Consider the following 24596-nt stretch of genomic DNA (forward strand, 5'->3'; position numbering starts at 1 on the left):
TCTTGGCGGCATGCGCCCGCTGATCGCGCTGATGCCGGAGGTGATGCAGGCCGACACCTTGCTTGCGCGCCAGCCGGAAATCGAACCGATGCTGAAGGCCATGGAGCGGGAGACCTGCACGCCGCGGGCCGGCTCCGTCGGCGTGATGGCGCGGCTCGCCGATGTGCTCGCCGCGTCGATCGTGCGTGGCTGGGTCGAATGCGGCGGCGACAACGCCATGGGCTGGTTCGAGGCCTTGCGTGATCCGCGTCTCGGCCGCGCGATCGGCGCGCTGCATCGCGCGCCCGGCCGCAACTGGACTGTTGCTGAATTGGCGGCGGAGGCGGGTTGCTCGCGTTCGCTGTTCGCCGAGCGCTTCCAGGCCATGACCGGGCAATCGCCGCTGCGCTATCTTGCCGAGCTGCGCATGCGTCTCGCGACACAGTGGATCAAGCATGAACGCCAGCCGATCGATGTGATCGCGCAGCGGCTTGGCTATGCGTCACAGGCGGCGTTCAGCCGCGCGTTCAAGCGTGTTACCGGGCAATCGCCTGGGATGGTACGGCACGGGGCCGCAAGCCGCGCGGCCGAATAGGCCTCAACACCGCCGTCATGCCCCGCTTCAAGCGGGGCATCCAGTACGCCGCGGCCTATCGGCTCAATAATTGCTGTCTCTGGAATACTGGATCGCCTGGACAACAAGCCGCGCGATGACAGCAAGAGAAGCTAAATATTCGCCGCGAGGTCGGTCAGTTCGTCGAACAGGATGCCAGTCGTGGCCAGCATCCGCTCGATCTCGTCGGTGGCATCGCTGACCGAGCGGTTCGAGGTGTCGATGGTCAGTTCGTTGCCGGTCGGCGGCTGGTAGTCATTGGTGATGCCGGTGAAAGACGGCAATCCGCCGGAGCGCGCCTTGGCGTAATGGCCCTTCGGATCGCGGGTCTCGCAGACCTCGGCAGGCGTTGCGACATAGATCTCGCGGAATGCGCTGTCGGCGATGCGGCGAGCTGCCGCACGGTCGGCGGTCGATGGCGACACCGCGGCGACGATGGCGATATGGCCGTTGCGCGCCAGATGGGTCGCGACTTCGGCGAGGCGGCGGATGTTTTCAGCGCGGTCCTGCGGCGAGAAGCCGAGATCGCCGTTCAGCCCGGCACGCAGCGTGTCGCCATCGAGCAGGATCGGCGAGCCGCCATTGCCGAACAGGCGCCGTTCCAGCGCCCGCGCCAGGGTCGACTTGCCCGAGCCGGGCAGGCCGGTCAGCCAGACCACCGCGCCGTTGTGGTGGTAGCGCGCCGAGCGCTCGTCCGGCCGCAGCGCGGACTCCACCGGCACGATATCGACCGGCACCGCCGGCCGGCCGGCGTCGACCGACAGCACGAGACCGCCGCCGGCGATACGGCCGTTGACCTCGATCACGAGGCGGCCGGTGCGCGGATTGTCGGTGTAGGGATCGGTTGCAACCGGCTGCGCCAGCGAGATGTCGATCTCGCCGACATGGTTGCGCGCGATCGCGGTGTTCTCTTCGTTGGACAGCGCGCCGGGATCGACCGCCTTCTCGATCGCGACCACGGTGGCGCGGCTTTCCTTGGTGCCGAGCCGGATCAGGATCTGCTCGCCCTTGGTCAGCGGCTTGTCATGCAGCCAGAAGATCCGGGCGCGGATGCGGCGGGTGTCGCGCGGGCTCTGCCCGGAATGTCCGATGATGTCGCCGCGCTCAAGGAACAGCTCGCGGTCGAGCGTGATGCCGACCGAGCGCCCAGCGCCCTGTGGGGCGTTCACCGGCGTCACCGGCCAGCTCTCGACGGTCTTGATCCGCGCGATCTTGCCGGTCGGCATGATCACGATCTCGTCGCCGGCCTTCAGGCTGCCGGACTCGATGCGGCCCGCCACGATGCGGCGGTCGTCGAACTTGTAGATCGCCTGCACCGGCAGCCGCAGCGGCAGTTCGGCCAGCGGGCGTGCCGGCTCGAGCGCATCGAGCGCCTCGACCACGGTCGCGCCCTTGTACCAGTCGATCCGCGGCGTGCGTTCGGCAACGCCGTCGCCGTCGCGCGCCGAGATCGGGATCACGGCTGTGGGGGTCACGCCGAGGCCGATCAGATGCGCGGAAATCTCGTCGCTGATCTCCTTGAAGCGGTCGGCGCTGAACTCGACGCGGTCCATCTTGTTGACCACGACCGCGACCTGCTTCACGCCGAGCAGATGCAGGAGATAGCCGTGCCGCCTGGTCTGGTCGCGCACGCCTTCCAGCGCATCGATGATCAGCACCGCGCCGTCGGCCTGCGAGGCGCCGGTGATCATGTTGCGCAAGAACTCTGCGTGGCCGGGCGCGTCGATCAGCACGACGTCGCGCGAGCGGGTGCGGAAGCGGATCTGGGTGGTGTCGATGGTGATGCCCTGGTCGCGCTCGGTCTGCAGCGCATCGAGCAGGAACGACCACTCGAACGGCATGCCGCGCCGCGCGCTCACCGCCTTCAGCATTTCCAGCTTGCCGTCGGGCAGGCTGCCGGTCTCGTGCAGCAGGCGCCCGACCAGCGTCGACTTGCCGTGATCGACATGGCCGACGATGACGATGCGCACCTGCGGCCGCGTCGTGCCGTTGGGCGTTGCCGAGATCGAGGCAGTGGGAAGGATCATGTTCATCGGAACGCTCGCACGAAGCTTGGTGTTGCTTGAAGTGTTGGTCAGAGATAGCCGGCGACGCGCAGCCGCTCGAACGCATCCTCGGTCTCGTGGTCGAGCGCGCGGCCGGCGCGCTCCGGGACCTTGGTGCCGTCGAGCTCGGTGAGGATCTCGTCGATGTTGGAGGCGGTGGAGGCGACCGGGAATGTGATGTCGGCATCACCCAGCGAGCGGTAGCGCTTGCCGTCCTTGGCGAGATAGAGCGGGATGATCGGAATATTCTCGCGCTTGGTGTAGGCCCAGATGTCGGCCTCGGTCCAATGCAGGATCGGATGGATGCGCAAGTGCGCGCCTTGCGGCGGCGAGGCGTTGAACTGGTCCCAGAACTCCGGCGGCTGGTCGCGGACGTCCCATTCGCCCTCGAGGCCGCGCGGCGAGAACACGCGCTCCTTGGCGCGGGTCGCCTCTTCGTCGCGGCGGATGCCGGCAATCAATCCGTCAAAGCCGAACTTGTTGAGCGCGAGCTTCAACCCCTCGGTCTTGCGCGCGGCAGAACGCGCGGCCGGCGGCAGGGTCGGGTCGACGCTGTCGATCGGCGGGCAGGGCTCGACGCGCAGGTCGAGATCCCATTCCTTTCCGAAGCGGTCGCGGAACGCGTACATCTCCGGAAATTTCTTGCCGGTGTCGACGTGCAATGCCGGGAACGGGACGCGGCCGAAGAACGCCTTGCGCGCCAGCCAGATCATCACGTTGGAATCCTTGCCGAGCGACCACAGCAACGCGAGCTTTTTCAGCCGGGCGAACGCTTCGCGCAGAATGTAGATGCTCTGCGCCTCCAGCTCGTCGAGATGATCCATCGACGGAGGCGCCTGATTGGCGGGAATCCCCGGCACGGAAGATGCATTGCTAAGCGCTGCGGACCGCGTCCTGGCGGCGACGGATTCGTTGTCGAGAAGATGCATCTCTTGGCCTTGGCCTGTGGAGTTGAAAATTCTAAAGTTGCGTTGCAATAGAGAAGAAATAATTTTCTCTTTGCTGGCCTTGATCGAGAGATAAATAGAAAATAATTTCAGTCAACCCCCAAGTTGGGGAAGCGAGTGTCTGATGCGATATCTGCCGGTGTTTCTGGATCTGCAAAGCGGCAAGGTGCTGCTCGTTGGAGCGGGCGACCTCGCGCGCGCCAAGTTGCGGCTGCTCGCAGCCGCCGGCGCCGCGGTGCGCTGGTACGCGACCGACGGTGATCATGACATTGCCGGTCTTGCGGCGGAGGACGCCGCGCGGATGGAGCGCGCCGAAGGCGATCCGCTCGCCGCCGATCTTTCCGATGTCATCGCCGTCCTCTGTGCCGGCGCAGGCGAGATCGGTGTTGCGATGTCGGTGCGCGCCAAAGCGATCGGCCTGCCGGTCAACGTGATGGACGACCTCGTACATTCCACCTTCATCATGCCGGCGATCGTCGATCGCGGCGATGTCGTGGTCGCGGTCGGCACCGGCGGCACGTCGCCGGTGGTGGCGCGCCGCATCCGCGAGAAGATCGAGGCGGTGCTGCCGGCGCGGATCGGCGATCTCGCCGGCTTCATCGGCGGCGTCCGCAAATCGATCCACGCCCGCATCGAGGAGTTTCCGCTGCGTCGCCGCTTCTGGGAGCGCATTGTCGACGGCCCGATCGGCGCGCTGGTGCTGGCCGGCCGCAAGGACGAGGCCGAGCAGGCGCTGAACGCGATCACCGATCCCGCCGCATTCGCCGGCGCGAGCGCGGAAGGCAAAGCCATCGGTCACGTGACGCTCGTCGGCGCCGGTCCCGGCGATCCGGATCTGCTCACGGTGAAAGCGTTGCGCGCGCTGCAGGATGCCGACGTCGTGTTCTATGACGAATTGGTGTCGTCCGAAATTCTCGACCGCATCCGGCGCGATGCGACGCGGATCCCGGTCGGCCGCCGTGTCGGCAAGCCCGGCATCGGCCAGGATGCCATCAATGCACTGATGATCGAGGCCGCGCAGTCGGGCCAGCGCGCGGTGCGGCTGAAGGGCGGCGATCCCTTTATCTTTGGCCGCGGCGGCGAGGAGATCGAGGCGCTGCGCGACGCCGGCGTCGCCTACTCCATCATTCCGGGCGTCTCCGCCGGTCTGGGCGCGGCCGCGCAATTCGAAGTGCCGTTGACCTTCAGGCACGAGGCGCTGCGCATCACCTTCCTCACCGCGCACAAGGCGCGCGATGCCGAGGTTGTCGACTGGTCGGTGCTGACGGACAAGAAGATGACCGTCGTCGTCTATATGGGCATGACCGCGGCGCCCTCGATCCGCGAAGGCATGCTTGCCGCGGGCCGCTCGCCGGAGACGCCGGTCGGCGTGTTCGCGCGCGTGACGCGGCCGGATGCCAAGGCCGCGGTCGGCACGCTGGCGCGGCTGCCCGAACTGGTCAAACAGGTCGACGGCGGTCCGGCCATTCTCATCATCGGCGACGTGGTCGCGCATTCCGCGCCGTGGTGCCGGTCCAACGTCACCCAACTCTTCTCCAACCAGATGTTCTCCGAACTGCTGAAAGCTGCCGAATGACCTCTCCGCTTGAACAGAAGAAAATCAGGATCACGGGCCCCTCGGTGGTGACCGCCAACCGCACCTGGGATGGTGCCGTGGTGTACCGGACCGCCAAGCAAGGCTGGTCCACCGAACTGTCCGATTCCGCCGTCGTCAGCACCTCCGACGACGCGCGCGCTCTCTTGGCCGAAGCCACCGCTGACGATGTCGGCGCGGTCGGCCCCTACATCGCGCCGGTCGAGCTCAAGGACGGCGGCAAGCTCAAGCCGGGCAATCTTCGCGAACACATCCGCGCCAAGGGCGTCACGATCGATCTTCAGGTGCCGGCGTAAGGCTCATCCATCATGTATGCATATGACGAACTCGACCGCACGCTGATCAACGAGCGTGTTTCGGAATTCCGCGACCAGGTGAAGCGCCGCCTTTCCGGCGAACTCACCGAGGACGAATTCAAGATCCTGCGCTTGCAGAACGGCGTGTACCTGCAGCTGCACGCCTACATGTTCCGCGTCGCGATCCCCTACGGCACGCTGTCGTCGAAGCAGTTGCGCCGGCTCGCCCATGTCGCGCGCCGCTACGATCGCGGCTACGGCCACTTCACCACGCGGCAGAACATCCAGTTCAACTGGATCAAGCTCGCCGAGCTGCCCGATGCGCTCGCCGATCTCGCCGAAGTCGGCATCCACGCGATGCAGACCTCCGGCAACAACATGCGCAACGTCACCTCGGACCAGTGGGCAGGGGTGGCGCCCGGCGAGATCGAGGATCCGCGGATCTGGTCGGAGATCCTGCGCCAGCACACCACGCTGCATCCGGAATTCTCGTTCCTGCCGCGCAAGTTCAAGATCGCGATCACCGCCTCCGAGCACGACCGCGCCGCGATCAAGATCCACGACATCGGCTTGCGGCTGCACAAGAACGCCGACGGCGAGACCGGTTTCGAGGTGCTGGTCGGCGGCGGCCTCGGCCGCACGCCGTTCATCGCCAAGACCATCAAGCCGTTCGTGCACGGCCGCGACATCCTGAGCTATGTCGAGGCGATCCTGCGCGTCTACAACCAGTACGGCCGCCGCGACAACATCTACAAGGCGCGCATCAAGATCCTGGTGCACGAGCTCGGCATCGAGAAGTTCGCCAAGGAAGTCGAGGAGGAGTGGAAGGCGATGGGCGATGTCGGGCTGACGCTCGATCACGCCGCCATCGAGGAGGTCCGCTCGCGCTTCTCCTATCCGCCTTACGAGAAGCTGCCGCACATGCCGGACGAGCTGAAGCAGGCCGCGCATGATCCGCTGTTCGAGCGCTGGCGCAAGAACTCGGTGGCGCCGCACAAGGTGCAGGGCTATTCGATCGTGACGCTGTCGCTGAAGCCGGTCGGTGGCCCTCCGGGCGACGCCACCGCGGAGCAGATGGACGCGGTCGCCGACCTCGCGGACAAATATTCGTTCGGCGAGATCCGTGTCGGCCACGAGCAGAATCTGGCGCTGCCGCACGTCGCCAAGCGCGACCTGCCGCAGCTGTTCAAGGCGCTCGACCGCCTCGGCCTCGCGACGCCGAACGTCAACCTCGTCACCGACATCATCGCTTGCCCCGGGCTGGATTACTGCTCGCTGGCCAACGCGCGCTCGATCCCGATCGCGCAGGAGCTGACGCGCCGGTTCGCCAACCACGACACCGCCGACCTGATCGGCCGGCTGCACATCAACATCTCCGGCTGCATCAATGCCTGCGGCCATCACCATGTCGGCCACATCGGCATTCTCGGCGTCGAGAAGAACGGCGAGGAATTCTACCAGATCACGATCGGCGGCCGCGCCGACGAGAACGCGCAGTTGGGCACGCTGATCGGCCCGGCCGTTCCCTATGCGGAAGTCGCCGACGTGATCGAAGACATTGTCGAAGCCTATCTCGCGCTGCGCGACCGTCCCGAGGAATTGTTCGTCGATACGGTGAAGCGTCTGGGCGTCGAGCCTATCAGGGAGCGGGTCTATGCCACTCGTTAAGCAGGGAAGAATCACCACCGATCTGTTCGTGCATGTCGCCGACGGCGCCGAGCTGCCGGGCGACGGCGCGGTGCTGGTGAGCGCCGAGCGTTTTCTCGCCGATCCGGAGGCGCTGCTGCGCCGTCCCGGCAAGCTAGGGGTGATCTGGCCGAACAACCGTAACCTCGACGATCTCGTGCCGCATCTCGATCGGCTGGCCTCGGTCGCGCTGGTGTTTCCGACCTTCCGCGACGGCCGCGCCTACAGCCAGGCGCGCCTGCTGCGCGAGCGTTACGGCTATGACGGCGAACTGCGCGCCACCGGCCAGATCCTGCGCGACCAGTTCGTGTTCATGACGCGCGCCGGCTTCGACGCCTTCGAGGTGAAGAAGGACGCCGACGCCGACGCGTTCGCCGCGACTATGAAGCGCTATTCGGTGTTCTACCAGCCGACCGGCGACGGCCGCGTCACCGCACTCAACCGCCGCATGCAGCTGCGTCACTCGGAGAGCGCCGGCCAGTGAGCACGCTCCCACCAGAGCTCGCAGTGGCGCCGGCCGCATTGCCAGCGGCCGATGCGCTCGATCGCGCGCTGCGCACGGCATCACCCGCCGAGGTGATCGCAGCCGCGGTCAAGACGCTCGGCCGCGAGAAGGTGGCGCTGGTGTCGTCGTTCGGCACCGAGTCCGCCGCGCTGCTCAAGGTGATGGCGGACGTCGATCCGGCGATCCCGGTGGTGTTCCTCGATACCGGCTGGCTGTTCGAGGAGACGCTGGCTTATCGTGACACGCTGGTCGAAACGCTCGGCCTCACCGACGTGCGTTCGATCAAGCCCGATGAGGAGGCGCTGTCGCGCCAGGATCCGGACCGCGAATTGTGGTTCACCGATCCCGACGCATGCTGCCGCATCCGCAAGGTCGAGCCGCTGGCGCGTGCGCTGAAGCCGTTCGCCGGCTGGATCAACGGCCGCAAGCGTTTCCAGGGCGGTGCCCGCGCCGACATCCCGGTTGTCGAGGATGACGGCGTCAGGCTGAAATTCAATCCGTTCGCCAACGTCTCGCGCGAGGAGATCGAGGCGATCTACACGCTCGGCAAGCTGCCGCCGCATCCACTTGTCGCATCGGGATATCAGTCGGTCGGGTGTATGCCTTGCAGCAGCCGGTCCGCTGCCGGCGAGGATGCGCGCGACGGCCGCTGGCGCGGCCGGGCCAAGACGGAATGCGGCATCCATACGATGAAGATGTCATAGGGTATGGAGCAGGGCGCTCGATCGCGATGAGCCTTCGTCGCGATTTGGCGACGCGACAAAGCCTTCGCAGTGCGGCAACTTCGTAGCACAAGCGCGCTGCGCCGCCGAAAACAAAGAAAACCGGTTTCGTTGACTTAAGACCACTTCGCCGTGAGTTATGTCTTGCGTGTTCCCTGACATTTCTCAGGTTGAATGGAGAGCGAAATGATCCGTCGTATCCTGCCGCTGGTCGCGGGACTGTTGTGGGCGAGCTCGGCCTTTGCGGCCGACTATTCGCTGCTGAACGTGTCGTATGATCCGACCCGCGAGCTCTATGTCGATTTCAACAAGGCGTTCGCCGCGGCCTATCAGAAGGAAACCGGCAAGAGCGTCGAGATCAAGCAGTCGCATGGCGGCTCCGGCTCGCAGGCGCGCTCGGTGATCGACGGATTGCAGGCCGATGTCGTCACGCTGGCGCTCGCCTATGACATCGATGCGATCGCGGGCAAGGGCCTGATCGCGGCCGACTGGCAGAAGCGGCTGCCGCTCAACGCCTCGCCCTACACCTCGACCATCGTGTTCCTGGTGCGCAAGGGCAATCCCAAAGGCATCAAGGATTGGGACGATTTGATTAAACCCGGCGTCAGCGTCATCACGCCGAACCCGAAGACCTCGGGCGGCGCGCGCTGGAACTATCTCGCCGCCTGGGGCTATGCGCAGAAGAAGTTCGGCTCCGCGGACAAGGCGAAGAAGTTCGTCGCCGATCTCTATCAGAACGTGCCGGTGCTCGACACCGGCGCGCGCGGCTCGACCGTGACTTTCGTCGAGCGCGGCGTCGGCGACGTGCTGCTGGCGTGGGAGAACGAAGCCTTTCTGGCGCTTCGCGAATTCGGCGCGGACAAGTTCGAGATCGTGGCCCCGGCGCAGTCGATCCTGGCCGAGCCGCCGGTCGCCGTGGTCGACAAGGTCGCCGACAAGAAGGGCACCCGCGCCGTCGCCGAGGCCTATCTGAAGTACTGGTACACCAAGGAAGGCCAGGAGATCGCCGCGCGCAACTCGTACCGACCGCGCGATCCCGAGATCGCCAAGGAGTACGAAAAATCCTTCGCCAAGGTTGAACTTTTCACCATCGACGACGTTTTTGGTGGTTGGACCAAGGCCCAGAAGGAGCACTTCGCCGAGGGCGGCATCTTCGATCAGATCTACAAGAACTGATCGGATTATCAGGGGGATATGTGAGCACAGCGGTTGCACGGCGCAGTACCCTGCCGGGGTTCGGTCTCACCATGGGACTGACCCTGACATGGCTGTCCGTTATCATCCTGATTCCGCTGGCCGCGCTGTTCCTCAAGACGTTCGAGCTGAGCCTCGACCAGTTCTGGGGCATCCTCACCAGCCGCCGCACCCTGAACGCCCTGAAGATTTCGTTTGGGCTTTCGTTTGCGGCCGCATGCGTCAACCTGGTGATGGGCACCGTCATCGTCTGGGCGCTGGTGCGTTATCGCTTTCCGGGCCGGCGGCTGTTCGACGCCATCGTCGATGTTCCGTTTGCCTTGCCGACGGCGGTCGCCGGCGTCGCGCTGACGCAGCTGTTCGCCCAGAAGGGCTGGCTCGGCGCGCCGCTCGCCGAGCTCGGCATCAAGGTCGCGTTCACGCCGATCGGCATCTTCATCGCGATGATCTTCATCGGCATTCCCTTCGTGGTGCGCACGGTGCAGCCGGTGCTGATCGATCTTGATCCCGAGATCGAGGAGGCGGCGGCGAGCCTGGGCGCCAATCGCTGGCACACCGTGTTTCGCGTCATCCTGCCGAGCTTGATTCCGGCGCTGCTCACCGGCTTCGCGCTCGCCTTCGCCCGCGCCATCGGTGAATACGGCTCGGTGATCTTCATCGCCGGCAATCTGCCCAATGTCTCCGAGATCGCGCCGCTGTTGATCGTGATCCGGCTGTCCGAATTCCGCTACGCCGATGCCACCGCGATCGCGGTCGTGATGCTGGTGGCCTCGTTCCTGATCATCTTCCTGATCAACCGGCTGCAGCGCTGGGCGCAAGCCCGCATCCCCGTGCATTGAGGTCTTGCGATGTCGATGCAGACGGGATTGGTGACCTCGACCACGCAACTGCGGACCTACGCACCCACGACCGATGTCAGCGTTGCGGCGCCGGCGCCGCGGCTCGAGATCGGTCGCGCGGAGCCGGGGACGGCGCAGCGCAATTTGCGCACCGAACCCGGCCCGATCCGCTTCATCATCATCGCGCTCGCGATCGCCTTCCTCAGCGTCTTCGTCGTGCTGCCGCTGGTCGTGGTGTTCGCGTCGGCGTTCTCGAAGGGGATCGGCGCGTATCTCGCGGCGCTGGCGGAGCCTGAGGCACTCGCCGCCATCAAGCTGACGCTCTTGATCGCCGCGATCTCGGTCACGCTCAACCTCGTGTTCGGGGTGATCGCGGCCTGGGCGATCTCGAAGTTCGAATTCACCGGCAAGACCTTCCTGATCACGCTGATCGACCTGCCGTTCTCGGTGTCGCCGGTGATTTCGGGCCTGGTCTACGTGCTGCTGTTCGGCGCGCAGGGCTATTTCGGGCCGTGGCTGCAGGCGCATAACGTCCACATCCTGTTCGCGGTGCCCGGCATCGCGCTGGCGACGATCTTCGTCACTTTCCCCTTCGTGGCGCGCGCGCTGATCCCGCTGATGCAGGAGCAGGGCACCCAGGAAGAGGAGGCGGCGATCTCGCTCGGCGCCTCCGGCCTGCAGACCTTCTTCCGCGTCACGCTGCCCAACATCAAATGGGGCCTGCTGTACGGCGTCCTGCTCTGCAACGCGCGCGCGATGGGCGAGTTCGGCGCGGTGTCGGTCGTCTCCGGCCACATCCGCGGCGAGACCAACACGATGCCGCTGCTGGTCGAAATTCTTTACAACGAATACCAGTTCGTCGCCTCGTTCGCGATCGCATCGCTGCTCGCGATGCTGGCGCTGATCACCCTGGTGGCGAAAACCGTTCTCGAACGGCGGCTCGACGAGGCAGAGGTGCCCGATGGCGATTGAAGTCAAGAATATCGTAAAGACGTTCGGCAGCTTTGCCGCGCTCGATAATGTCGACCTCAAGGTCGCCGACGGCGAGTTGCTGGCGCTGCTCGGTCCGTCCGGTTCCGGCAAGACGACGCTGCTGCGCATCATCGCGGGCCTGGACTGGCCCGACTCGGGCGAGGTCGCGATCGACGGCGAGAATGCGCTCTCGCGCGGCGCCAGCGAGCGCCAGGTCGGCTTCGTGTTCCAGCACTACGCGCTGTTCCGCCACATGACGGTGTTCGAGAACGTCGCCTTCGGCCTGCGCGTGCAGCCGCGCGCCATCCGCAAGGACGAGGCGACGATCCGTGCCCGCGTCAAGGAGTTGCTCGACCTGGTGCAGCTCGATTGGCTGGCCAATCGCTATCCCAGCCAATTGTCCGGCGGCCAGCGCCAGCGCATCGCGCTGGCGCGCGCGCTCGCGATCGAGCCGCGGATCCTCCTGCTCGACGAGCCGTTCGGCGCGCTCGATGCCAAGGTGCGCAAGGAGCTCAGGCAATGGCTGCGCTCGCTGCACAACGAGATCCACGTCACCTCGATCTTCGTCACCCATGACCAGGAAGAAGCGCTCGAAGTCGCCAACCGCGTCGTGGTGATGGACAAGGGCAAGATCGAGCAGATCGGCTCGCCCGGCGAGGTCTATGACAATCCGGCGACCGCCTTCGTGCATGGCTTCATCGGCGAATCCATCGTGCTGCCGGTCGACGTCGCCGGCGATGCGGTGCGGCTGGATGGTCGTCCCCTGAACATTCCGGCGCTCGGCGCGGCATCGGGCGCGGCCAAACTGTTCGTCCGTCGCCACGACATGGCGGTCGGCCCGGCTGGAACCGGCGCCCTGGACGGCGCCATCCGGCATGTCCGCTCGTTCGGTCCGATCCAGCGCGCCGAGGTGGCCCTGTCGGGGAGCGAGGGCAAGACCGTGATCGAGATCGACGCCCCCCGCGACCGCGAGCTCCAGGCTGGCGAAATCGTCTCGCTGCAGCCCCGCCGCTACCGGATCTTTGCCGCCCAGGAGTAGGCATCCGGGCGACGGTTCCTGACCACATCCACGGTCATTCCGGGGCGGTCCGTAGGACCGAGCCCGGAATCTCGAGATTCCGGGCTCGCTTCGTGCCCCGGAATGACGGCATTTCGCAGCCAAAAGTTAGCCCCTGTTCACCATTCAGCCACGGTTGGTATGCAACAACGGCGGGCCAATCTTTGGGGGTTTTCTTACAGTGAAACGGACGACGGTCGCCCTGTTCGGGCTTCTGCTGCTTGCCGGCTGCGGCACGGACACCAAAATCCCGGAAGAGCCGACCATGTATCTCAACATGGCCCAACCCGGCGCTGTCCTGGATAGCCAGGCGGCCGCGATCATGTTTTCGCAGTATCGCCAGAACAATGGTCTTGGCACCGTGGTGGTCGATCCGGACCTGACCAAGCTCGCCGAGCAGCAATCGCAGGCGATGGCTGCCCGCAACAAGATGGACCACGACGTAAAGGCCCCGCTCGGCAAGCGGCTGCAGGCCGGAGGCTATCCCGCCACCGTCGCGGTCGAGAACATCTCGGCCGGCTATCACACGCTGGCGGAAGCCTTTTCGGGCTGGCGTGATTCACCGCCGCACAAGGCCAATATGCTGAAGAGCGGTGTCACAAAAATGGGCATCGCGGCGGTCTATGCTCCCAACACCAAGTACAAAGTGTTCTGGACGCTCATTTTGGCGGCAACCTGATCTCGATAAATTCCGCGTGATCTAACCCCATAATCTCGCTGATTGACGCCGCGGCGAACTGTCGCCACGGTTGCGGCCCAAGTCGTTTTTGAGCGAACGGTTACGAATGGATACTTCCGACACCGCGCCTGCCTCGACGCCGGCGCAAGCGCAGCGCGTGCTGGTTCTTCAGGGCGGCGGCGCGCTCGGCTCCTATCAGGCCGGCGCCTTTCAGGCCCTCTGCCACGCAGGCTTCGAGCCGGAATGGATCGCCGGCATCTCGATCGGCGCCATCAACGCCGCGATCATCGCCGGCAACGAGCCGGCCGAGCGCGTGCCGCGGCTGAAGGAATTCTGGGAGATGGTGTCGGCGCCGGTGCCGTGGAATCCGGTCTCCAACCATGAGCGCGCCCGCTCGCTGTTCAACGAGACCAGTGCCGCCATCATCGCGACCTTCGGCGTGCCCGGCTTCTTCACGCCGCGGATTCCGCCGGCGCCGCTGTGGCCGCCTGGCAGCTCGCAATCGCTGAGCTATTACGACACCGGGCCCTTGAAGAAGACGTTGGAGCGCCTCGTTGATTTCGACCGCATCAACGATCTGAAGACGCGCCTGTCGGTCGGCGCGGTGAGCGTCACCTCGGGCAATTTCCGCTATTTCGACAATTACGAGTTCAGGAAGCTCGGCAAGAAGATAGGCCCCGAGCACATCATGGCCTCGGGCGCGCTGCCGCCGGGCTTTCCGTCCGTCGTCATCGAGGGCGAGCATTACTGGGACGGCGGCATCGCTTCCAACACCCCGCTCGACTTCGTGCTCGACGAGGAGACCAGCCGCGATCTCCTGATCTTCCAGGTCGATCTGTTCAGCGCGCGCGGGCCGTTGCCGGAGACGCTGCTGGAGGCCGCCGAGCGCGAGAAGGACATCCGCTATTCCAGCCGGACGCGGATGAACACCGACAAGAACCGGCAGATCCACAACGCCCGCATGGCGGTACGCGACCTGATCGGCAAGCTGCCCGATTACCTGAAGAACGATCCGTCGGTCGAGCTGCTGCGCAAGGCGTCCAAGGAGAACACCGTCACGGTGGTTCACCTGATCTACAAGAGCAAGAACTACGAGAGCTCCTCGAAGGACTACGACTTCTCCCATGTTGCGATGGTCGAGCACTGGGGCGCGGGCGTCCGCGACGTGCATTTGTCGATGCGTCACAAAGAATGGCTAGAACGGCCGCAGTCCGGGGAGACCATGGTGACTTACGACCTCACGGGGGATGAACCCACACCCCCCGCAAGCAAATAGGAGCGACCGACAATGGGTACGTTGACAGGCAAGACCGCCGTTGTGACCGGCTCGACCAGCGGCATCGGATTGGCGATCGCGCGCGCCTTCGCCGGTGCCGGCGCCAATATCGTTCTCAACGGCATGGGCGTTCCGGCCGATATCGAGAAGGAGCGTTCCGGCATCGAGACCGACTTCAAGGTCAAGGCCGTGCATTCGCCGGCCGACATGACCAAGCCGGCCGAGATCGCCGAGATGGTTGCGCTCGGCGAGAAGACCTTCGGTTCGGTCGATATCCTGGTCAACAATGCCGGCATTCAGTTCGTTGCGCCGATCGAGGAATTCCCGCCGGAGAAGTGGGAAGCGATCATCGCGATCAATCTGTCGTCCGCGTTCTACGGCATCCGCGCCGCGGTGCCCGGCATGAAGAAGCGCGGCTGGGGCCGCATCATCAACACCGCCTCGGCGCACTCGCTGGTCGCTTCGCCGTTCAAGTCGGCCTATGTCTCGGCCAAGCACGGCATCGCCGGCCTCACCAAGACGGTGGCGCTGGAGCTCGCGCAGCACAAGATTACCTGCAACTGCATCAGCCCGGGCTATGTCTGGACCCCGCTGGTCGAGCACCAGATCCCGGAGACCATGAAGGCGCGCAACATGACCAAGGAGCAGGTCATCAAGGACGTGCTGCTCGCCGCGCAGCCGACCAAGGAGTTCGTGACCTCCGATCAGGTTGCGGCGCTTGCGCTGTTCCTGTGCAGCGACGATGCCGCGCAGATCACCGGCTCCAACTACTCGATCGACGGCGGCTGGACCGCGGAGTAATTTTTCCGGCGGGATTTGGCGGCCTCAGAACAAGCCGGCCCTGATTGGATCAGGGCCGGCTTTTGTTTTGGGGCTGCAAGCGTCGCCATCGCCTGGAGCCATCGCTTTTGGCGAAATTTTGCAACTTTTTCCGATCGGATTCAGGACGATTTGGCACGCCGTGGGATGATGGCATGGGCATTCCTGACGAGGAGCAAATCGGATGGAGCAGCGGCAGGCAAATAACGAGGTGATGGGCGAGCCGCATTCCGAGCTTCGGCCCAGCTCCCAGCTACGGCTCAAGGGCCAAGTGGTCCTCGACGGGAGCGCCGGTTACGACGAGGCGCGCAAGGTCTGGAACGGCGCCGTCGACAGGCGGCCGGCCATGATCGCCTACTGCGCGGATACCCGGGACGTGGTCGAGGCTGTGACATTCGCGAGGTCCCGCACGTTCCCGGTGGCCGTTCGCAGCGGAGGCCACAATGTCGCTGGCCTCTCGGTCTGTGACGGCGGCATGGTCATCGACCTGTCCCGGATGAAGCGCATCGATGTCGATCCGGTCCGGCGCACCGCGCGCGCGGAAGCCGGCCTCGATCTCGGCGAATTCGATCGTGCCACGCAGGCGCACGGCCTGGCGACCACCATGGGGGTCAATAGCGACACCGGCATCGCCGGGCTCACGCTTGGCGGCGGCTTCGGCAAGCTCGGGCGAAAATACGGGTTGACCTGCGACAACCTGATTGCCGCCGAAGTGGTGACAGCCGAGGGACGGGTTTTAAGGGCCAGCGCGACCGAACACCCCGACCTGCTCTGGGGCTTGAGAGGAGGCGGCGGCAATTTCGGCATCGTGACTGCGTTCGAATACCAGTTGCATGCGATCGGCACGTCGTTGCCCGTCGCGTCAACGCTTTATCCTTACGATCAGGCGCGCGAGGCCATGCAGTTCTACGATGAATTCGCCCGCAACGCTGCCGATGAGGTCAACGTCGATGCGGCCCTTGTGATGCTGCCGTCGGGCGAGCGGTTCTTCAACATCTCCGGTTGTTATGTCGGCTCGCATCATGACGGTGAGCGCGCCCTTTCGCCGATCGTCAAGTTCGGCTCGCCCGTCGAGACGCGCCTCGCAACCGTTCCCTATCTCGAGATTCAGTCAGGCGGCGATGCCCTGTTTCCGCGGGGACGTCGCTATTACTGGAAGGCGCAATTCCTGCGCGAGATCGGTGCCGGCGCGATCGACGCGCTGCTCAACGCCTATGCGAGAGCCCCCAACACCTCGTCCTTGCTGGTTCTCCAGCATGTCGGCGGCGCAATTGCACGGGTTCCGGTATCGAGCTCGCCTTACGCAAACCGCGATGCGGCGTTCGACTGCTTTCCGGTCGCGATCTGGGACGATCCGGCCGGTGACGAGGCGAACATGCGTTGGGCGCGCGAGCTGTGGAGTGCCGTCAGGCCCTATTCGACCGGCGGCGTCTATGCCAACAACCTGGGGGATGAGGGCGAAGACCGCGTGCGCGATGCCTATGGTGAAAATTACGCACGTCTTGTCGCGCTCAAGAACAAATACGATCCGACGAATTTCTTCCGCCTGAACCAGAACATCAAGCCGACGACATAGTTCTGGGCATCGGAGAAAATCCAAATGCGAAGCCGCTGGACCATTCTTGCTGCTCTGTTCGTCGCTCGTGCCACCATCGCCTTTCAGTTTCAGAGCGTCGCGGCCATCGCGCCACAGCTCAGCCAGGGTCTGGGCGCGAGCCTGGCCGATATCGGCGTTCTGATCGGGCTCTACTTTGCGCCGGGCGCCTTGCTTGCCTTGCCTGGCGGCGCGATCGGCCGCCGTTATGGCGACAAGGTGGTGGTCCTTGCCGGTCTCCTGATGATGCTGGCAGGCGAACTGCTGATGACCACGTCGACGTCGTGGAGCGTGCAGATCGCGGGCCGACTGACTGCCGGCATCGGCGGCGTGCTCCTGAACGTTCTGATGACCAAGATGGTCGCGGACTGGTTTGCCGGCCGGGAAATCGCCACCGCGATGGCCATTTTCATCAACTCGTGGCCGGCCGGCATCGCAGTCGCTCTCATGCTGTTGCCGGCAATCGGAGCCACGCTCGGACTCCATGCCGTCAATCTTGCCGTCGCCGGGGTGATCCTGATCGGTCTCGGCCTCATCGCTCTGGTTTATCGCGCGCCGGATGCGGCCGTCGCGGTTGAAGGCAAGCACGGCAGCCTGACCGCCGACACGATCTGCGCCGTGATTGCCGCTGGGCTGATCTGGTGTCTCTACAACATCGGTTTTGCGATGATCTTCAGTTTCGGTCCATCGATGCTGGTCGAGCAAGGCTGGTCCGGCGCCGCAGCCGGATCAACCATCAGTATCGTGCTCTGGCTCGCCGCCCTTTCGGTGCCGTTGGGCGGCTTCCTCGCCGATCGGACCAGGCGCGGCGATGTCATCCTGATCACGGGCTGCATCGCCTTCGCGCTCCTGACACTGCTCTTGTCGCGCAGCGGCACGGTGCTTCCCGTCGTCATTGCTCTTGGAATCCTCTGCGGCCTGCCTGCCGGTCCGATCATGAGCCTGCCTGCGCGCGTGCTCGAGCAGAGGACGCGGCCGATCGGAATGGGAATATTCTACACCGTCTTTTACGCCGGCATGCTGGCTGGACCTGCGATCGGAGGAAAGCTCTCCACCGCGGTCGGCTCCGCGAGCGCGGCGCTCGACTTCGGCGCCGCCGTGCTGCTGGCTTGCCCAGCCGTTCTGTGGTTCTTCCGACGCATGGTTGCCGGCCACTCTTGGAAGCAGGCGGACATCAGGCGCGCCTGACCGGCGCAAGGCTGAACGCCGTTAGGCGGGTTTTCCAGTCCGGCCGCGCTCATGCATCGCATGATGCCGCGCCGGCCGAATGCTACGGCGCCGTCCGCCGCTTGCCGAACGCCAGCACGTGCAGCCCGAGGCGCGAGCGCACGACATAGAACAAGAGGATCGTCTCGAAGGTCAGCGACAGCGAGGTCGAGGCGGCGGCGCCCATCCCGCCGTAGCGGGGGACGAGGGCGATGCAGAGCCCGACATTCATCAGGAACGACACCGCATAGGCGGTCGCGCAGATGCTCTGGTGGCCGAGCATGTTCAACAGCCGCTCCACCGGCCCGATCGCCGAGCGGACCACGAGGCCGATCGCGGCGACGAACATGATGCTGTAGCCGTCGACGAATTTCGGGCCGAACAGCCACAGCAGCGGCTTGCCGAACACCAGCAGGGCGACGGTCGCGAGCAGCGAGGGCCAGAACGTCCAGCTGATGGCGTGCGCGACATAGGCCGACAGCCGCTCCTTGTCGCCGAGCGCGTTGTATTCGGCGAAGCGGTGCGCCGTGGTCGCCGCCATCGCGTAGTGCACGAACGACACCAGCGCCAGCGTCTTCACCACGGCGAAATAGATGCCGACCTCCTCGGACGAGCGGAACTGCTGCAGCATCAGCACGTCGGTGTAGCCGAGCAGCAGATAGAAGCTCTCGACCAGCATGATCGGCAGCGAGATCGCGAACCAGCCCTTGACGTCGTAGCTCTTCTCGCCCACCCCGAGATGGGCGGTGAGGCGGCGGTTGAGCACGACCATCTGGCAGATCGCCGCGATGTATACCGCGGCGGCGCTCGCGATCATCGCCGCGGTGGCGCCGAGATTGAGGCCGAGCGCCAGCGCGCCGGCGGTCAGCGCGATGATCAGCCCCTGCCGAACGATGAACTGCGGCATCAGGCCGAGCTGCATCCAGTCATGCGCGCGGGAGATGCCGTCCTGGGTGTTGGCGACGACGAAGGGCGGCAAGGTCAGGCAGCCGATATAGAGCGGCAGCACCGCGTTGGGATCGATCCAGGGCGAGGCGAGGTGGATCACGCCGGCGAGCAGCAGCGCGACGATGCTGGACGTCGCAAGCACCACCCAGCGGCCGCCGGAGAGGAAGCCGCGCAGCGCCGCAAGGTCGCCGCGCGCGCGGTATTCCGGAATGATCTTCTGCGCGGAGGGAGCGATGCCGAAATCCATGGTGCTGCCGAGCAGCAGCACCCAGGTCCAGACATAGACATAGATGCCGTAATCCGAGCCGCTCATCCAGCGCGCCAGCAGGATCTGCGCGAGATAGGCGATGCCGGCGCTGATGACGCGGATGGCGAAGATCATGCCGGCGAGGCGCTTGGTGACCGACGCCTCGTTGGTGCCGTCGAGCGCGCGCGCTGCGAGGCCGCGCAGGCGTGCGGCCCGGCCCAATGGCGCAGAGGTTGCCGATTGTGTCTCCATCACAGCCAAGGCGGAAAATTCCTAAAGCGCCGCGTGGCGGCAATGGCCTCCGATCTATCAACGAAACGTTAAGATTGGGTTCGGTGACGCACCTCTTCGGGGGCGTCCCGGGGCAGTGCGAAGCACTGAACCCGGGAGCTCGAGATTCCGGGTTCGATGCGCTGCTTCACCCCGGAATGACCCCACGGCTCAATTCAAATTGATATTGAATTCGTAGCTTTTGTCGCCGCCGACCAGCGTCAGCTTCAGCGCGGCGCCGTCGGCCTTGGCGCCGGGCGGCAGGCCGTCGAGCTCGAAAGAGAAACGCTTCACGCCCGGCGGCGCCTGCGCAACGAGCTTGGGCACCGGCAGCGCCCAGTCGGGCGTCGGCCCCTCGACGAACAGGCTGAGGTCGCGGCTCTCGGGCGCGCTGACATCGACCAGCACGTTGTTCTTGCCGTCGCGCTTGACGTCGCGGATCGAAAACGGGATCGGGTCGCCGATATTGGCGGGCTTCGGCACCGCGTTGAGCGCTTCCGAAAGCGCGGCGTCCTCGGTCGAGGCGACGCTCGCGAACGCCAGCTCGGCCTTCGCCTCCACCGGTACGCACAGCTTCTCGCACACCGCGTAGTTGATGTCGGCGCGCAGCACCAGCGGCTTGTCGGGATTCTTCGCCACGATGCGCAGCGGCAGCACCACCTGGTGCTTGTAGCCGAGCGAGGTGCCACCGGCGCCGTCGTCGAATTGCCGCGGCGCCGGCCACATCACGGTGACCGCCTCGACGTTATCCGACCTGGAGAAATCGAACCGCGGCGGCACGCCGGAATCGCCGGGCGTCCGCCAATAGGTCTTCCAGCCGTCCTGCAATTGGAACGCAATGCCGCCAAGCAGCACCGCGCCGCTGCGCGATCCGGCGAGCAGCCGCACCGCCGAATGCGTGTCCTGTTGCCACGGCGAGGCGTCGTCGGCGCGGACCTCCGTTGCCATACATGCGAAGGAAAACAGGGCGGCAACGCCAAATGCGGCACGCAAGGGAACTATGACGATCATGAGACGTCTTTACCCGCAACTTTCGGTGCAAACCATTGAATTGCTTGTGATGCATCGCCGCACGGCGGTCGATGGTTGATTGACAGAACCGCCACCCGATATCAGGATGCCAAATCAGCAGGAAAGGCCTTTGCGGATGCGCCCTGAAGGCAAAACAGGCAAGACTCGCAAAACCGCCGCCGGCAGAAGCCCGGCCGTCGGTGCCCATGCCGCCGAAGGTGGCTATCTCGACGGCCAGATGCTGATCGCGATGCCTGTCATGAACGACCCCCGCTTCGAACGCTCCGTGATCTACATGTGCGCGCATTCCTCCGAGGGCGCGATGGGCATCATCGTCAACCGTCCCGCCGGCAGCATCGATTTCCCCGGGCTACTGGTGCAGCTCGACATCATCGAGAAGTCGGACCAGATCCAGCTGCCCGAGAATGCCGAGATGATGAAGGTGATGAAGGGCGGCCCGGTCGATACCGGCCGCGGCTTCGTGCTGCATTCCAGCGACTTCTACATTCAGGATGCGACGCTGAACATCGACGACGGCATCTCGCTCACCGCGACCGTCGATATCCTGAAGGCGATCGCAAAGGGCGCCGGGCCGAAGCACGCGATCCTCGCGCTCGGCTATGCCGGCTGGGCGCCGGGCCAGCTCGAGAACGAGATCCAGCACAATGGCTGGCTGCATTGCGACGCCGATCCGGAATTGATCTTCGGTACCGACGTCGACGAGAAATACGCGCGCGCCTTGCGCAAGATCGGCATCGAGGCCGGCATGCTGTCGAACGACGCGGGCCACGCGTAGGCTGTCGCTGAGGTCGTCGACGATCCCAACGCATTCTCAGTGTCGTCCCGGCGAAAGCCGGGACCCATAACCACCGCATGCAGTTGTGACGCCGCGCTGGGGCCACAGCGTCGTGCAATAACAGCGCTCTGTGGTTATGGGTCCCGGCTTTCGCCGGGACGACACCAGTAGTACTGCCTACTCCGCCGCTTCCTGCGCGACCGTCGGCTGGGTGCCGGCCACCGTGGCGCGGCGCATGTCGCGGGGCTGCGACTGGTCGTAGCGGCGGACGCGGTGCACGGTCTGGCGGTTGTCCCACATCACGAGGTCATGCACCGTCCATTTGTGCACATAGACGAATTCGGGCTGCGTCGCGTGCTCGGTCAGATCGCGCAGCAGCAGCCGCGCCTCCGGCATGCTCATGCCCCTGATGGCGCCGGCGTGAGAGGACAGATACAGCGACTTGCGGCCGTGCACCGGATGCGTCCGCACCAGGCGCTGCAGCACCGGCTTGAACATCTGCTTCTCCTCGTCGGTGTAGTCGAGGAAGCCGAGCGAGCCGCGCGAATACATCAGCGAGTGCTCGCAGATCATGTCCTCGATCTCGGCCTTGGTCTCGGCGTCGAGCGCGTCATAGGCGGCGCGCATGTCGGCGAATTCGGTGTTGCCGCCCTTCGGGTTCACCACGCGCGCCGACAGCAGCGAGAATTTCGCCGGGATCGGCCGGAACGAGCTGTCGGAATGCCACAGGCAGTTGCCGAGGTTGAACAGATGGGTGCGGTGGTCCTTCGGCAGCGGCTTGCCGTCCTTGCCGAGATTGCTGACGTCGTTCAGCCCGGAGGCGAGGCGGTAGTCCTGCTTCTTCGTCACCGTGCCGCCGCGCGCATCTTCGCGCTCGCCGAAATTCAGCGCGAATGCCATCTGCTGCTCGTCGGAGATGTCCTGGCCGTGGAACACAAGCACGGCGTATTTGTCCATGCCGGCCTCAATGTCGATCGCTTCCTGCTTCGTCAGCGGCTTGCGCAGATCGACGCCGGAAACCTCGCCGACGAAATGCTTGTGAAGCTGCCGGATCAGGACCGTCATTGGCGTATCTCCCCGTCTATCGCGGGCGATTTTCCCGCTTCATTGACGGGAAGGCTACTCGACGCGCGCGCGCTGTCAACGCTCGCGGGCCGTGCGCGGGTCAGGCATTCCGCGCCATCAACCCGCCGTCGACCGGAATCACGGCGCCGGTCAGGAACGATGCGGCGGGCAGGCACAGGCTCAGCGTCATGTGCGCGACCTCTTCCGGATCGCCGTAACGGGCGAGCGCGGTGCGGCGCTTGGCGTAGAGCGTCTTGTGCTCCTCGGAGATGCGGTCGGTGATGGCGGTGCGGATCGGGCCCGGGCAGATGCAGTTCACGGTGATGCCCTCGCGTCCCAGTTCCACCGCGAGCGAGCGGGTCAGGCTGGTGACGCCGCCCTTGGCCGCGGAGTAGGGGCTGTGCAGCGCGGTCGCGCCGAGCGCCTCGGTCGAGGCGATGTTGACGATGCGCGGCGAGCGCGACTTGCGCAGGTATGGCAGTGCCGCGCGGATGATGCGCGGATGCGCCGTCAGCATCACCGCGATGCCCTTGGCCCAAGCGTCCTCGTACGCGGGATCGTCGATCGGCACCCGCACCGAGATGCCGGCATTGTTGACGATGATGTCGAGCCCGCCGAAATGTGCGGCGACGTCGTTGACGACTTTGGTGATGGCGTCGCGATCGCCGACGTCGAGCGTCCAGGCCTTCGCCGAGCCGCCGCTTGCCGAAATCTCCTTCGTCACCGCCTGCGTGCCTTCTTCGGTCAGGTCGGTGACCGCGACATTGGCGCCTTCATCGGCAAACACCCGCGCGGTGGCGCGGCCCATGCCGCTGGCGGCGCCGGTGACGAGAACGGTGAGGCCCTTCACCGAACGGCTGAGCTGCTTGTATTCGGACATGACGGACCCCCGTTGATTTTCTGCGTTGTGAGAGACGGCAACGCTGGCACCGATCGCAAGATACGTCAAACCACTGATCCCATATCGGCATGCGCGCAGCGCGTTAACGCAAGTTTCCCGGTTGGCTTTCCGAGAAGGATCATGCTCAATCAAGACAACAGCACGAGAGAGGAACGCGCGATGAACGAGCTCGATTTCGGCGGCAAGCAAGTATTGGTGGTCGGCGGCTCCAGCGGCATCGGCAACGGCATCGCGCAGGCGTTCCGCGCCAAGGGCGCGCGCGTCGCGATCTGCGGCACCCGCGCGCAGGCGAGCGACTATTCCGCCGAGGAAGGCTCGCATCTCGAGGGCCTCGCCTACGCGCAGCTCGATGTCAGCAACCCGCAGGCGATCGAGGCCTTCAGGCCGTCGTTCGACCGGCTCGACGTGCTGGTGCTGGCGCAGGGCGCGGTGATTTACCGCCGCGGGGAATTCGAGATGGAGGGTTTTCGCAAGGTGCTCGAGGTCAACCTGATGAGCCTGATGGCCTGCGCGACCAAATTCCAGGCGATGCTGAGCGCAGCCAAGGGCTCGCTGATCATCGTGAGCTCGACCGCGGCCTATCATTCGACCATGGGCAATCCGGCCTACAACGCCTCGAAGACCGGTGCCGTCGGGCTGACGCGCACGCTCGGCGAGGCCTGGGCGGAGAACGGCATCCGGGTCAACGGCATCGCGCCCGGCCTCGTCGACACCAAGATGACCAAGGCGACGACGGCCAATCCGAAGCGTCTCGAAGGCGCGCTCGAGCGCATTCCGCTGAAGCGTCTCGGCACGCCCGCCGACATGGCCGGCGCCGCGCTGTTCCTGGCCTCGCCGCTTGCCTCCTACATCGTCGGCCAGACCATCGTCGTCGACGGCGGGCTGATCCTGTAACCGCAGGAACCTGCGCGCCGTTTCCCGGTTAGCTTCCGGACAGATCAGGGAGCGTGACGATGGACAAGGATCGGATTTTCGGAACGGCGAAGGAGTTCGCGGGCAAGGCCGAAGGCGCGGTGGGCGACGCGACCGGAGATGCGCAGACCCAGGCCTCGGGCCGCGCGCGCGAAGCCGCGGGCTCCGTGCAGGATCTCTACGGCCAGGCCAAGGACGCCGCGCGCGACGCCGCCGACACCGCGGTCAACTACGCCAAGGACGCCTATGAGCATCGCGGCGAGACCGTTCGCAGCGGACAAAAGGCGGTGGCGCATGCGGTGCAGGAGAACCCGCTGGGATCGCTGCTGATCGCCGGCGGCATCGGCTTTGCGCTCGCGCTCCTGATGACGCGCCAGCCGCGCCGCCCGCCGCCGTCGCGCTGGCGCTACTACGGTTGATACC

The 24596-nt window shown here is 65.3% G+C and carries 24 protein-coding genes; 18 read left to right on the plus strand and 6 right to left on the minus strand.

Annotated features, from left to right (window positions below; translation table 11 throughout):
* The first annotated feature begins 10 nt into the window (after positions 1-10).
* Positions 11-574, plus strand: a complete 564-nt coding sequence (locus ACZBJS_RS12225; protein ID WP_463438731.1) for a helix-turn-helix transcriptional regulator — start codon at positions 11-13, stop codon at positions 572-574.
* Between the two features lie 131 nt (positions 575-705).
* Here ACZBJS_RS12225 and cysC read toward each other — a convergent pair whose 3' ends face one another.
* Positions 706-2625: an adenylyl-sulfate kinase gene (gene cysC / locus ACZBJS_RS12230; RefSeq protein ID WP_168858367.1), complete on the minus strand. Its 1920-nt coding sequence runs from the start codon at positions 2623-2625 to the stop codon at positions 706-708.
* A 41-nt stretch (positions 2626-2666) separates the two neighbouring features.
* Positions 2667-3461 (minus strand): sulfate adenylyltransferase subunit CysD, encoded by a 795-nt coding sequence (cysD, locus tag ACZBJS_RS12235; RefSeq protein ID WP_057016181.1) that lies wholly within the window; start codon positions 3459-3461, stop codon positions 2667-2669.
* Between the two features lie 247 nt (positions 3462-3708).
* Here cysD and cysG point away from each other — a divergent pair, with 247 nt between their 5' ends.
* The 14 genes from cysG to ACZBJS_RS12305 all read left to right on the plus strand — a co-directional run bounded on the left by cysG (position 3709) and on the right by ACZBJS_RS12305 (position 18005).
* On the plus strand, positions 3709-5160 hold the full coding sequence (gene cysG / locus ACZBJS_RS12240; RefSeq protein ID WP_463438732.1) for a siroheme synthase CysG: 1452 nt from the start codon (positions 3709-3711) through the stop codon (positions 5158-5160).
* The gene (locus tag ACZBJS_RS12245; protein WP_028334721.1) at positions 5157-5474 is read left to right on the plus strand and encodes a DUF2849 domain-containing protein; all 318 of its coding nucleotides are present in this window, start codon (positions 5157-5159) and stop codon (positions 5472-5474) included. Before cysG ends, ACZBJS_RS12245 begins: the two co-directional genes overlap by 4 nt.
* Before the next feature lie 12 nt (positions 5475-5486).
* Entirely contained in the window at positions 5487-7142 is a 1656-nt protein-coding gene (locus ACZBJS_RS12250; RefSeq protein ID WP_057016151.1) for a nitrite/sulfite reductase, read from the plus strand.
* Positions 7129-7644: a DUF934 domain-containing protein gene (locus tag ACZBJS_RS12255; protein ID WP_016845212.1), complete on the plus strand. Its 516-nt coding sequence runs from the start codon at positions 7129-7131 to the stop codon at positions 7642-7644. Before ACZBJS_RS12250 ends, ACZBJS_RS12255 begins: the two co-directional genes overlap by 14 nt.
* Entirely contained in the window at positions 7641-8369 is a 729-nt protein-coding gene (locus ACZBJS_RS12260) for a phosphoadenylyl-sulfate reductase (RefSeq protein ID WP_463438733.1), read from the plus strand. The genes ACZBJS_RS12255 and ACZBJS_RS12260 overlap by 4 nt, the downstream gene beginning before the upstream one ends.
* Positions 8370-8573: 204 nt before the next feature.
* Positions 8574-9563: a sulfate ABC transporter substrate-binding protein gene (locus ACZBJS_RS12265; protein WP_050387293.1), complete on the plus strand. Its 990-nt coding sequence runs from the start codon at positions 8574-8576 to the stop codon at positions 9561-9563.
* A 50-nt stretch (positions 9564-9613) separates the two neighbouring features.
* Positions 9614-10420, plus strand: a complete 807-nt coding sequence (cysT, locus tag ACZBJS_RS12270) for a sulfate ABC transporter permease subunit CysT (RefSeq protein WP_076824967.1) — start codon at positions 9614-9616, stop codon at positions 10418-10420.
* 9 nt (positions 10421-10429) lie between these two features.
* A complete protein-coding gene (gene cysW, locus ACZBJS_RS12275; RefSeq protein WP_233475723.1) occupies positions 10430-11392 on the plus strand; it encodes a sulfate ABC transporter permease subunit CysW in 963 nt (320 codons plus the stop codon).
* Positions 11382-12431 carry a sulfate/molybdate ABC transporter ATP-binding protein gene (locus ACZBJS_RS12280; protein ID WP_463438734.1) on the plus strand — a complete coding sequence of 350 codons (1050 nt, stop codon included), beginning with the start codon at positions 11382-11384 and terminating at the stop codon, positions 12429-12431. Before cysW ends, ACZBJS_RS12280 begins: the two co-directional genes overlap by 11 nt.
* A gap of 199 nt (positions 12432-12630) precedes the next feature.
* A complete protein-coding gene (locus ACZBJS_RS12285; protein ID WP_028334729.1) occupies positions 12631-13128 on the plus strand; it encodes a CAP domain-containing protein in 498 nt (165 codons plus the stop codon).
* 106 nt (positions 13129-13234) lie between these two features.
* Positions 13235-14404, plus strand: coding sequence for a DUF3734 domain-containing protein (locus ACZBJS_RS12290; RefSeq protein WP_456783385.1), 1170 nt, complete (start codon positions 13235-13237; stop codon positions 14402-14404).
* A gap of 12 nt (positions 14405-14416) precedes the next feature.
* Positions 14417-15205, plus strand: coding sequence for a 3-hydroxybutyrate dehydrogenase (locus tag ACZBJS_RS12295; RefSeq protein ID WP_057016155.1), 789 nt, complete (start codon positions 14417-14419; stop codon positions 15203-15205).
* Positions 15206-15407: 202 nt separating this feature from the next.
* Positions 15408-16799, plus strand: a complete 1392-nt coding sequence (locus tag ACZBJS_RS12300; RefSeq protein ID WP_463438735.1) for an FAD-binding oxidoreductase — start codon at positions 15408-15410, stop codon at positions 16797-16799.
* A 24-nt stretch (positions 16800-16823) separates the two neighbouring features.
* Positions 16824-18005 (plus strand): MFS transporter, encoded by a 1182-nt coding sequence (locus ACZBJS_RS12305; RefSeq protein WP_316395941.1) that lies wholly within the window; start codon positions 16824-16826, stop codon positions 18003-18005.
* 82 nt (positions 18006-18087) lie between these two features.
* On the opposite strand, the gene ACZBJS_RS12310 is transcribed toward ACZBJS_RS12305, so the two are convergent.
* Together ACZBJS_RS12310 and ACZBJS_RS12315 are read right to left on the minus strand one after the other, a co-directional pair.
* A complete protein-coding gene (locus ACZBJS_RS12310; protein WP_463438736.1) occupies positions 18088-19479 on the minus strand; it encodes an oligosaccharide flippase family protein in 1392 nt (463 codons plus the stop codon).
* Positions 19480-19659: 180 nt separating this feature from the next.
* Positions 19660-20499 (minus strand): protein-disulfide reductase DsbD domain-containing protein, encoded by an 840-nt coding sequence (locus ACZBJS_RS12315; protein ID WP_057016158.1) that lies wholly within the window; start codon positions 20497-20499, stop codon positions 19660-19662.
* Positions 20500-20635: 136 nt separating this feature from the next.
* Between ACZBJS_RS12315 and ACZBJS_RS12320 the strand changes: the two genes are divergently transcribed.
* Positions 20636-21295, plus strand: a complete 660-nt coding sequence (locus tag ACZBJS_RS12320) for a YqgE/AlgH family protein (protein WP_076824945.1) — start codon at positions 20636-20638, stop codon at positions 21293-21295.
* Between the two features lie 177 nt (positions 21296-21472).
* On the opposite strand, the gene ACZBJS_RS12325 is transcribed toward ACZBJS_RS12320, so the two are convergent.
* Together ACZBJS_RS12325 and ACZBJS_RS12330 are read right to left on the minus strand one after the other, a co-directional pair.
* Positions 21473-22360: a TauD/TfdA dioxygenase family protein gene (locus ACZBJS_RS12325; protein ID WP_057016160.1), complete on the minus strand. Its 888-nt coding sequence runs from the start codon at positions 22358-22360 to the stop codon at positions 21473-21475.
* Between the two features lie 100 nt (positions 22361-22460).
* Entirely contained in the window at positions 22461-23240 is a 780-nt protein-coding gene (locus ACZBJS_RS12330) for an SDR family NAD(P)-dependent oxidoreductase (RefSeq protein WP_076825229.1), read from the minus strand.
* Between the two features lie 180 nt (positions 23241-23420).
* Here ACZBJS_RS12330 and ACZBJS_RS12335 point away from each other — a divergent pair, with 180 nt between their 5' ends.
* Both ACZBJS_RS12335 and ACZBJS_RS12340 read left to right on the plus strand, forming a co-directional pair.
* A complete protein-coding gene (locus tag ACZBJS_RS12335; RefSeq protein ID WP_168858375.1) occupies positions 23421-24155 on the plus strand; it encodes an SDR family NAD(P)-dependent oxidoreductase in 735 nt (244 codons plus the stop codon).
* Between the two features lie 59 nt (positions 24156-24214).
* Entirely contained in the window at positions 24215-24592 is a 378-nt protein-coding gene (locus tag ACZBJS_RS12340) for a CsbD family protein (RefSeq protein ID WP_057016161.1), read from the plus strand.
* Positions 24593-24596 lie beyond the last annotated feature (4 nt).

This window comes from Bradyrhizobium sp. KZN70725 (assembly GCF_055264925.1).

Coding starts and splice junctions, on each gene's coding strand:
- ACZBJS_RS12225 (WP_463438731.1), top strand. CDS start 11: ATGCGCCCGCTGATCGCGCTGATGCCGGAGGTGATGCAGGCCGACACC.
- cysC (WP_168858367.1), bottom strand. CDS start 2,625: ATGAACATGATCCTTCCCACTGCCTCGATCTCGGCAACGCCCAACGGC.
- cysD (WP_057016181.1), bottom strand. CDS start 3,461: ATGGATCATCTCGACGAGCTGGAGGCGCAGAGCATCTACATTCTGCGC.
- cysG (WP_463438732.1), top strand. CDS start 3,709: ATGCGATATCTGCCGGTGTTTCTGGATCTGCAAAGCGGCAAGGTGCTG.
- ACZBJS_RS12245 (WP_028334721.1), top strand. CDS start 5,157: ATGACCTCTCCGCTTGAACAGAAGAAAATCAGGATCACGGGCCCCTCG.
- ACZBJS_RS12250 (WP_057016151.1), top strand. CDS start 5,487: ATGTATGCATATGACGAACTCGACCGCACGCTGATCAACGAGCGTGTT.
- ACZBJS_RS12255 (WP_016845212.1), top strand. CDS start 7,129: ATGCCACTCGTTAAGCAGGGAAGAATCACCACCGATCTGTTCGTGCAT.
- ACZBJS_RS12265 (WP_050387293.1), top strand. CDS start 8,574: ATGATCCGTCGTATCCTGCCGCTGGTCGCGGGACTGTTGTGGGCGAGC.
- cysW (WP_233475723.1), top strand. CDS start 10,430: ATGTCGATGCAGACGGGATTGGTGACCTCGACCACGCAACTGCGGACC.
- ACZBJS_RS12280 (WP_463438734.1), top strand. CDS start 11,382: ATGGCGATTGAAGTCAAGAATATCGTAAAGACGTTCGGCAGCTTTGCC.
- ACZBJS_RS12290 (WP_456783385.1), top strand. CDS start 13,235: ATGGATACTTCCGACACCGCGCCTGCCTCGACGCCGGCGCAAGCGCAG.
- ACZBJS_RS12295 (WP_057016155.1), top strand. CDS start 14,417: ATGGGTACGTTGACAGGCAAGACCGCCGTTGTGACCGGCTCGACCAGC.
- ACZBJS_RS12300 (WP_463438735.1), top strand. CDS start 15,408: ATGGAGCAGCGGCAGGCAAATAACGAGGTGATGGGCGAGCCGCATTCC.
- ACZBJS_RS12305 (WP_316395941.1), top strand. CDS start 16,824: ATGCGAAGCCGCTGGACCATTCTTGCTGCTCTGTTCGTCGCTCGTGCC.
- ACZBJS_RS12315 (WP_057016158.1), bottom strand. CDS start 20,499: ATGATCGTCATAGTTCCCTTGCGTGCCGCATTTGGCGTTGCCGCCCTG.
- ACZBJS_RS12320 (WP_076824945.1), top strand. CDS start 20,636: ATGCGCCCTGAAGGCAAAACAGGCAAGACTCGCAAAACCGCCGCCGGC.
- ACZBJS_RS12325 (WP_057016160.1), bottom strand. CDS start 22,360: ATGACGGTCCTGATCCGGCAGCTTCACAAGCATTTCGTCGGCGAGGTT.
- ACZBJS_RS12330 (WP_076825229.1), bottom strand. CDS start 23,240: ATGTCCGAATACAAGCAGCTCAGCCGTTCGGTGAAGGGCCTCACCGTT.
- ACZBJS_RS12335 (WP_168858375.1), top strand. CDS start 23,421: ATGAACGAGCTCGATTTCGGCGGCAAGCAAGTATTGGTGGTCGGCGGC.
- ACZBJS_RS12340 (WP_057016161.1), top strand. CDS start 24,215: ATGGACAAGGATCGGATTTTCGGAACGGCGAAGGAGTTCGCGGGCAAG.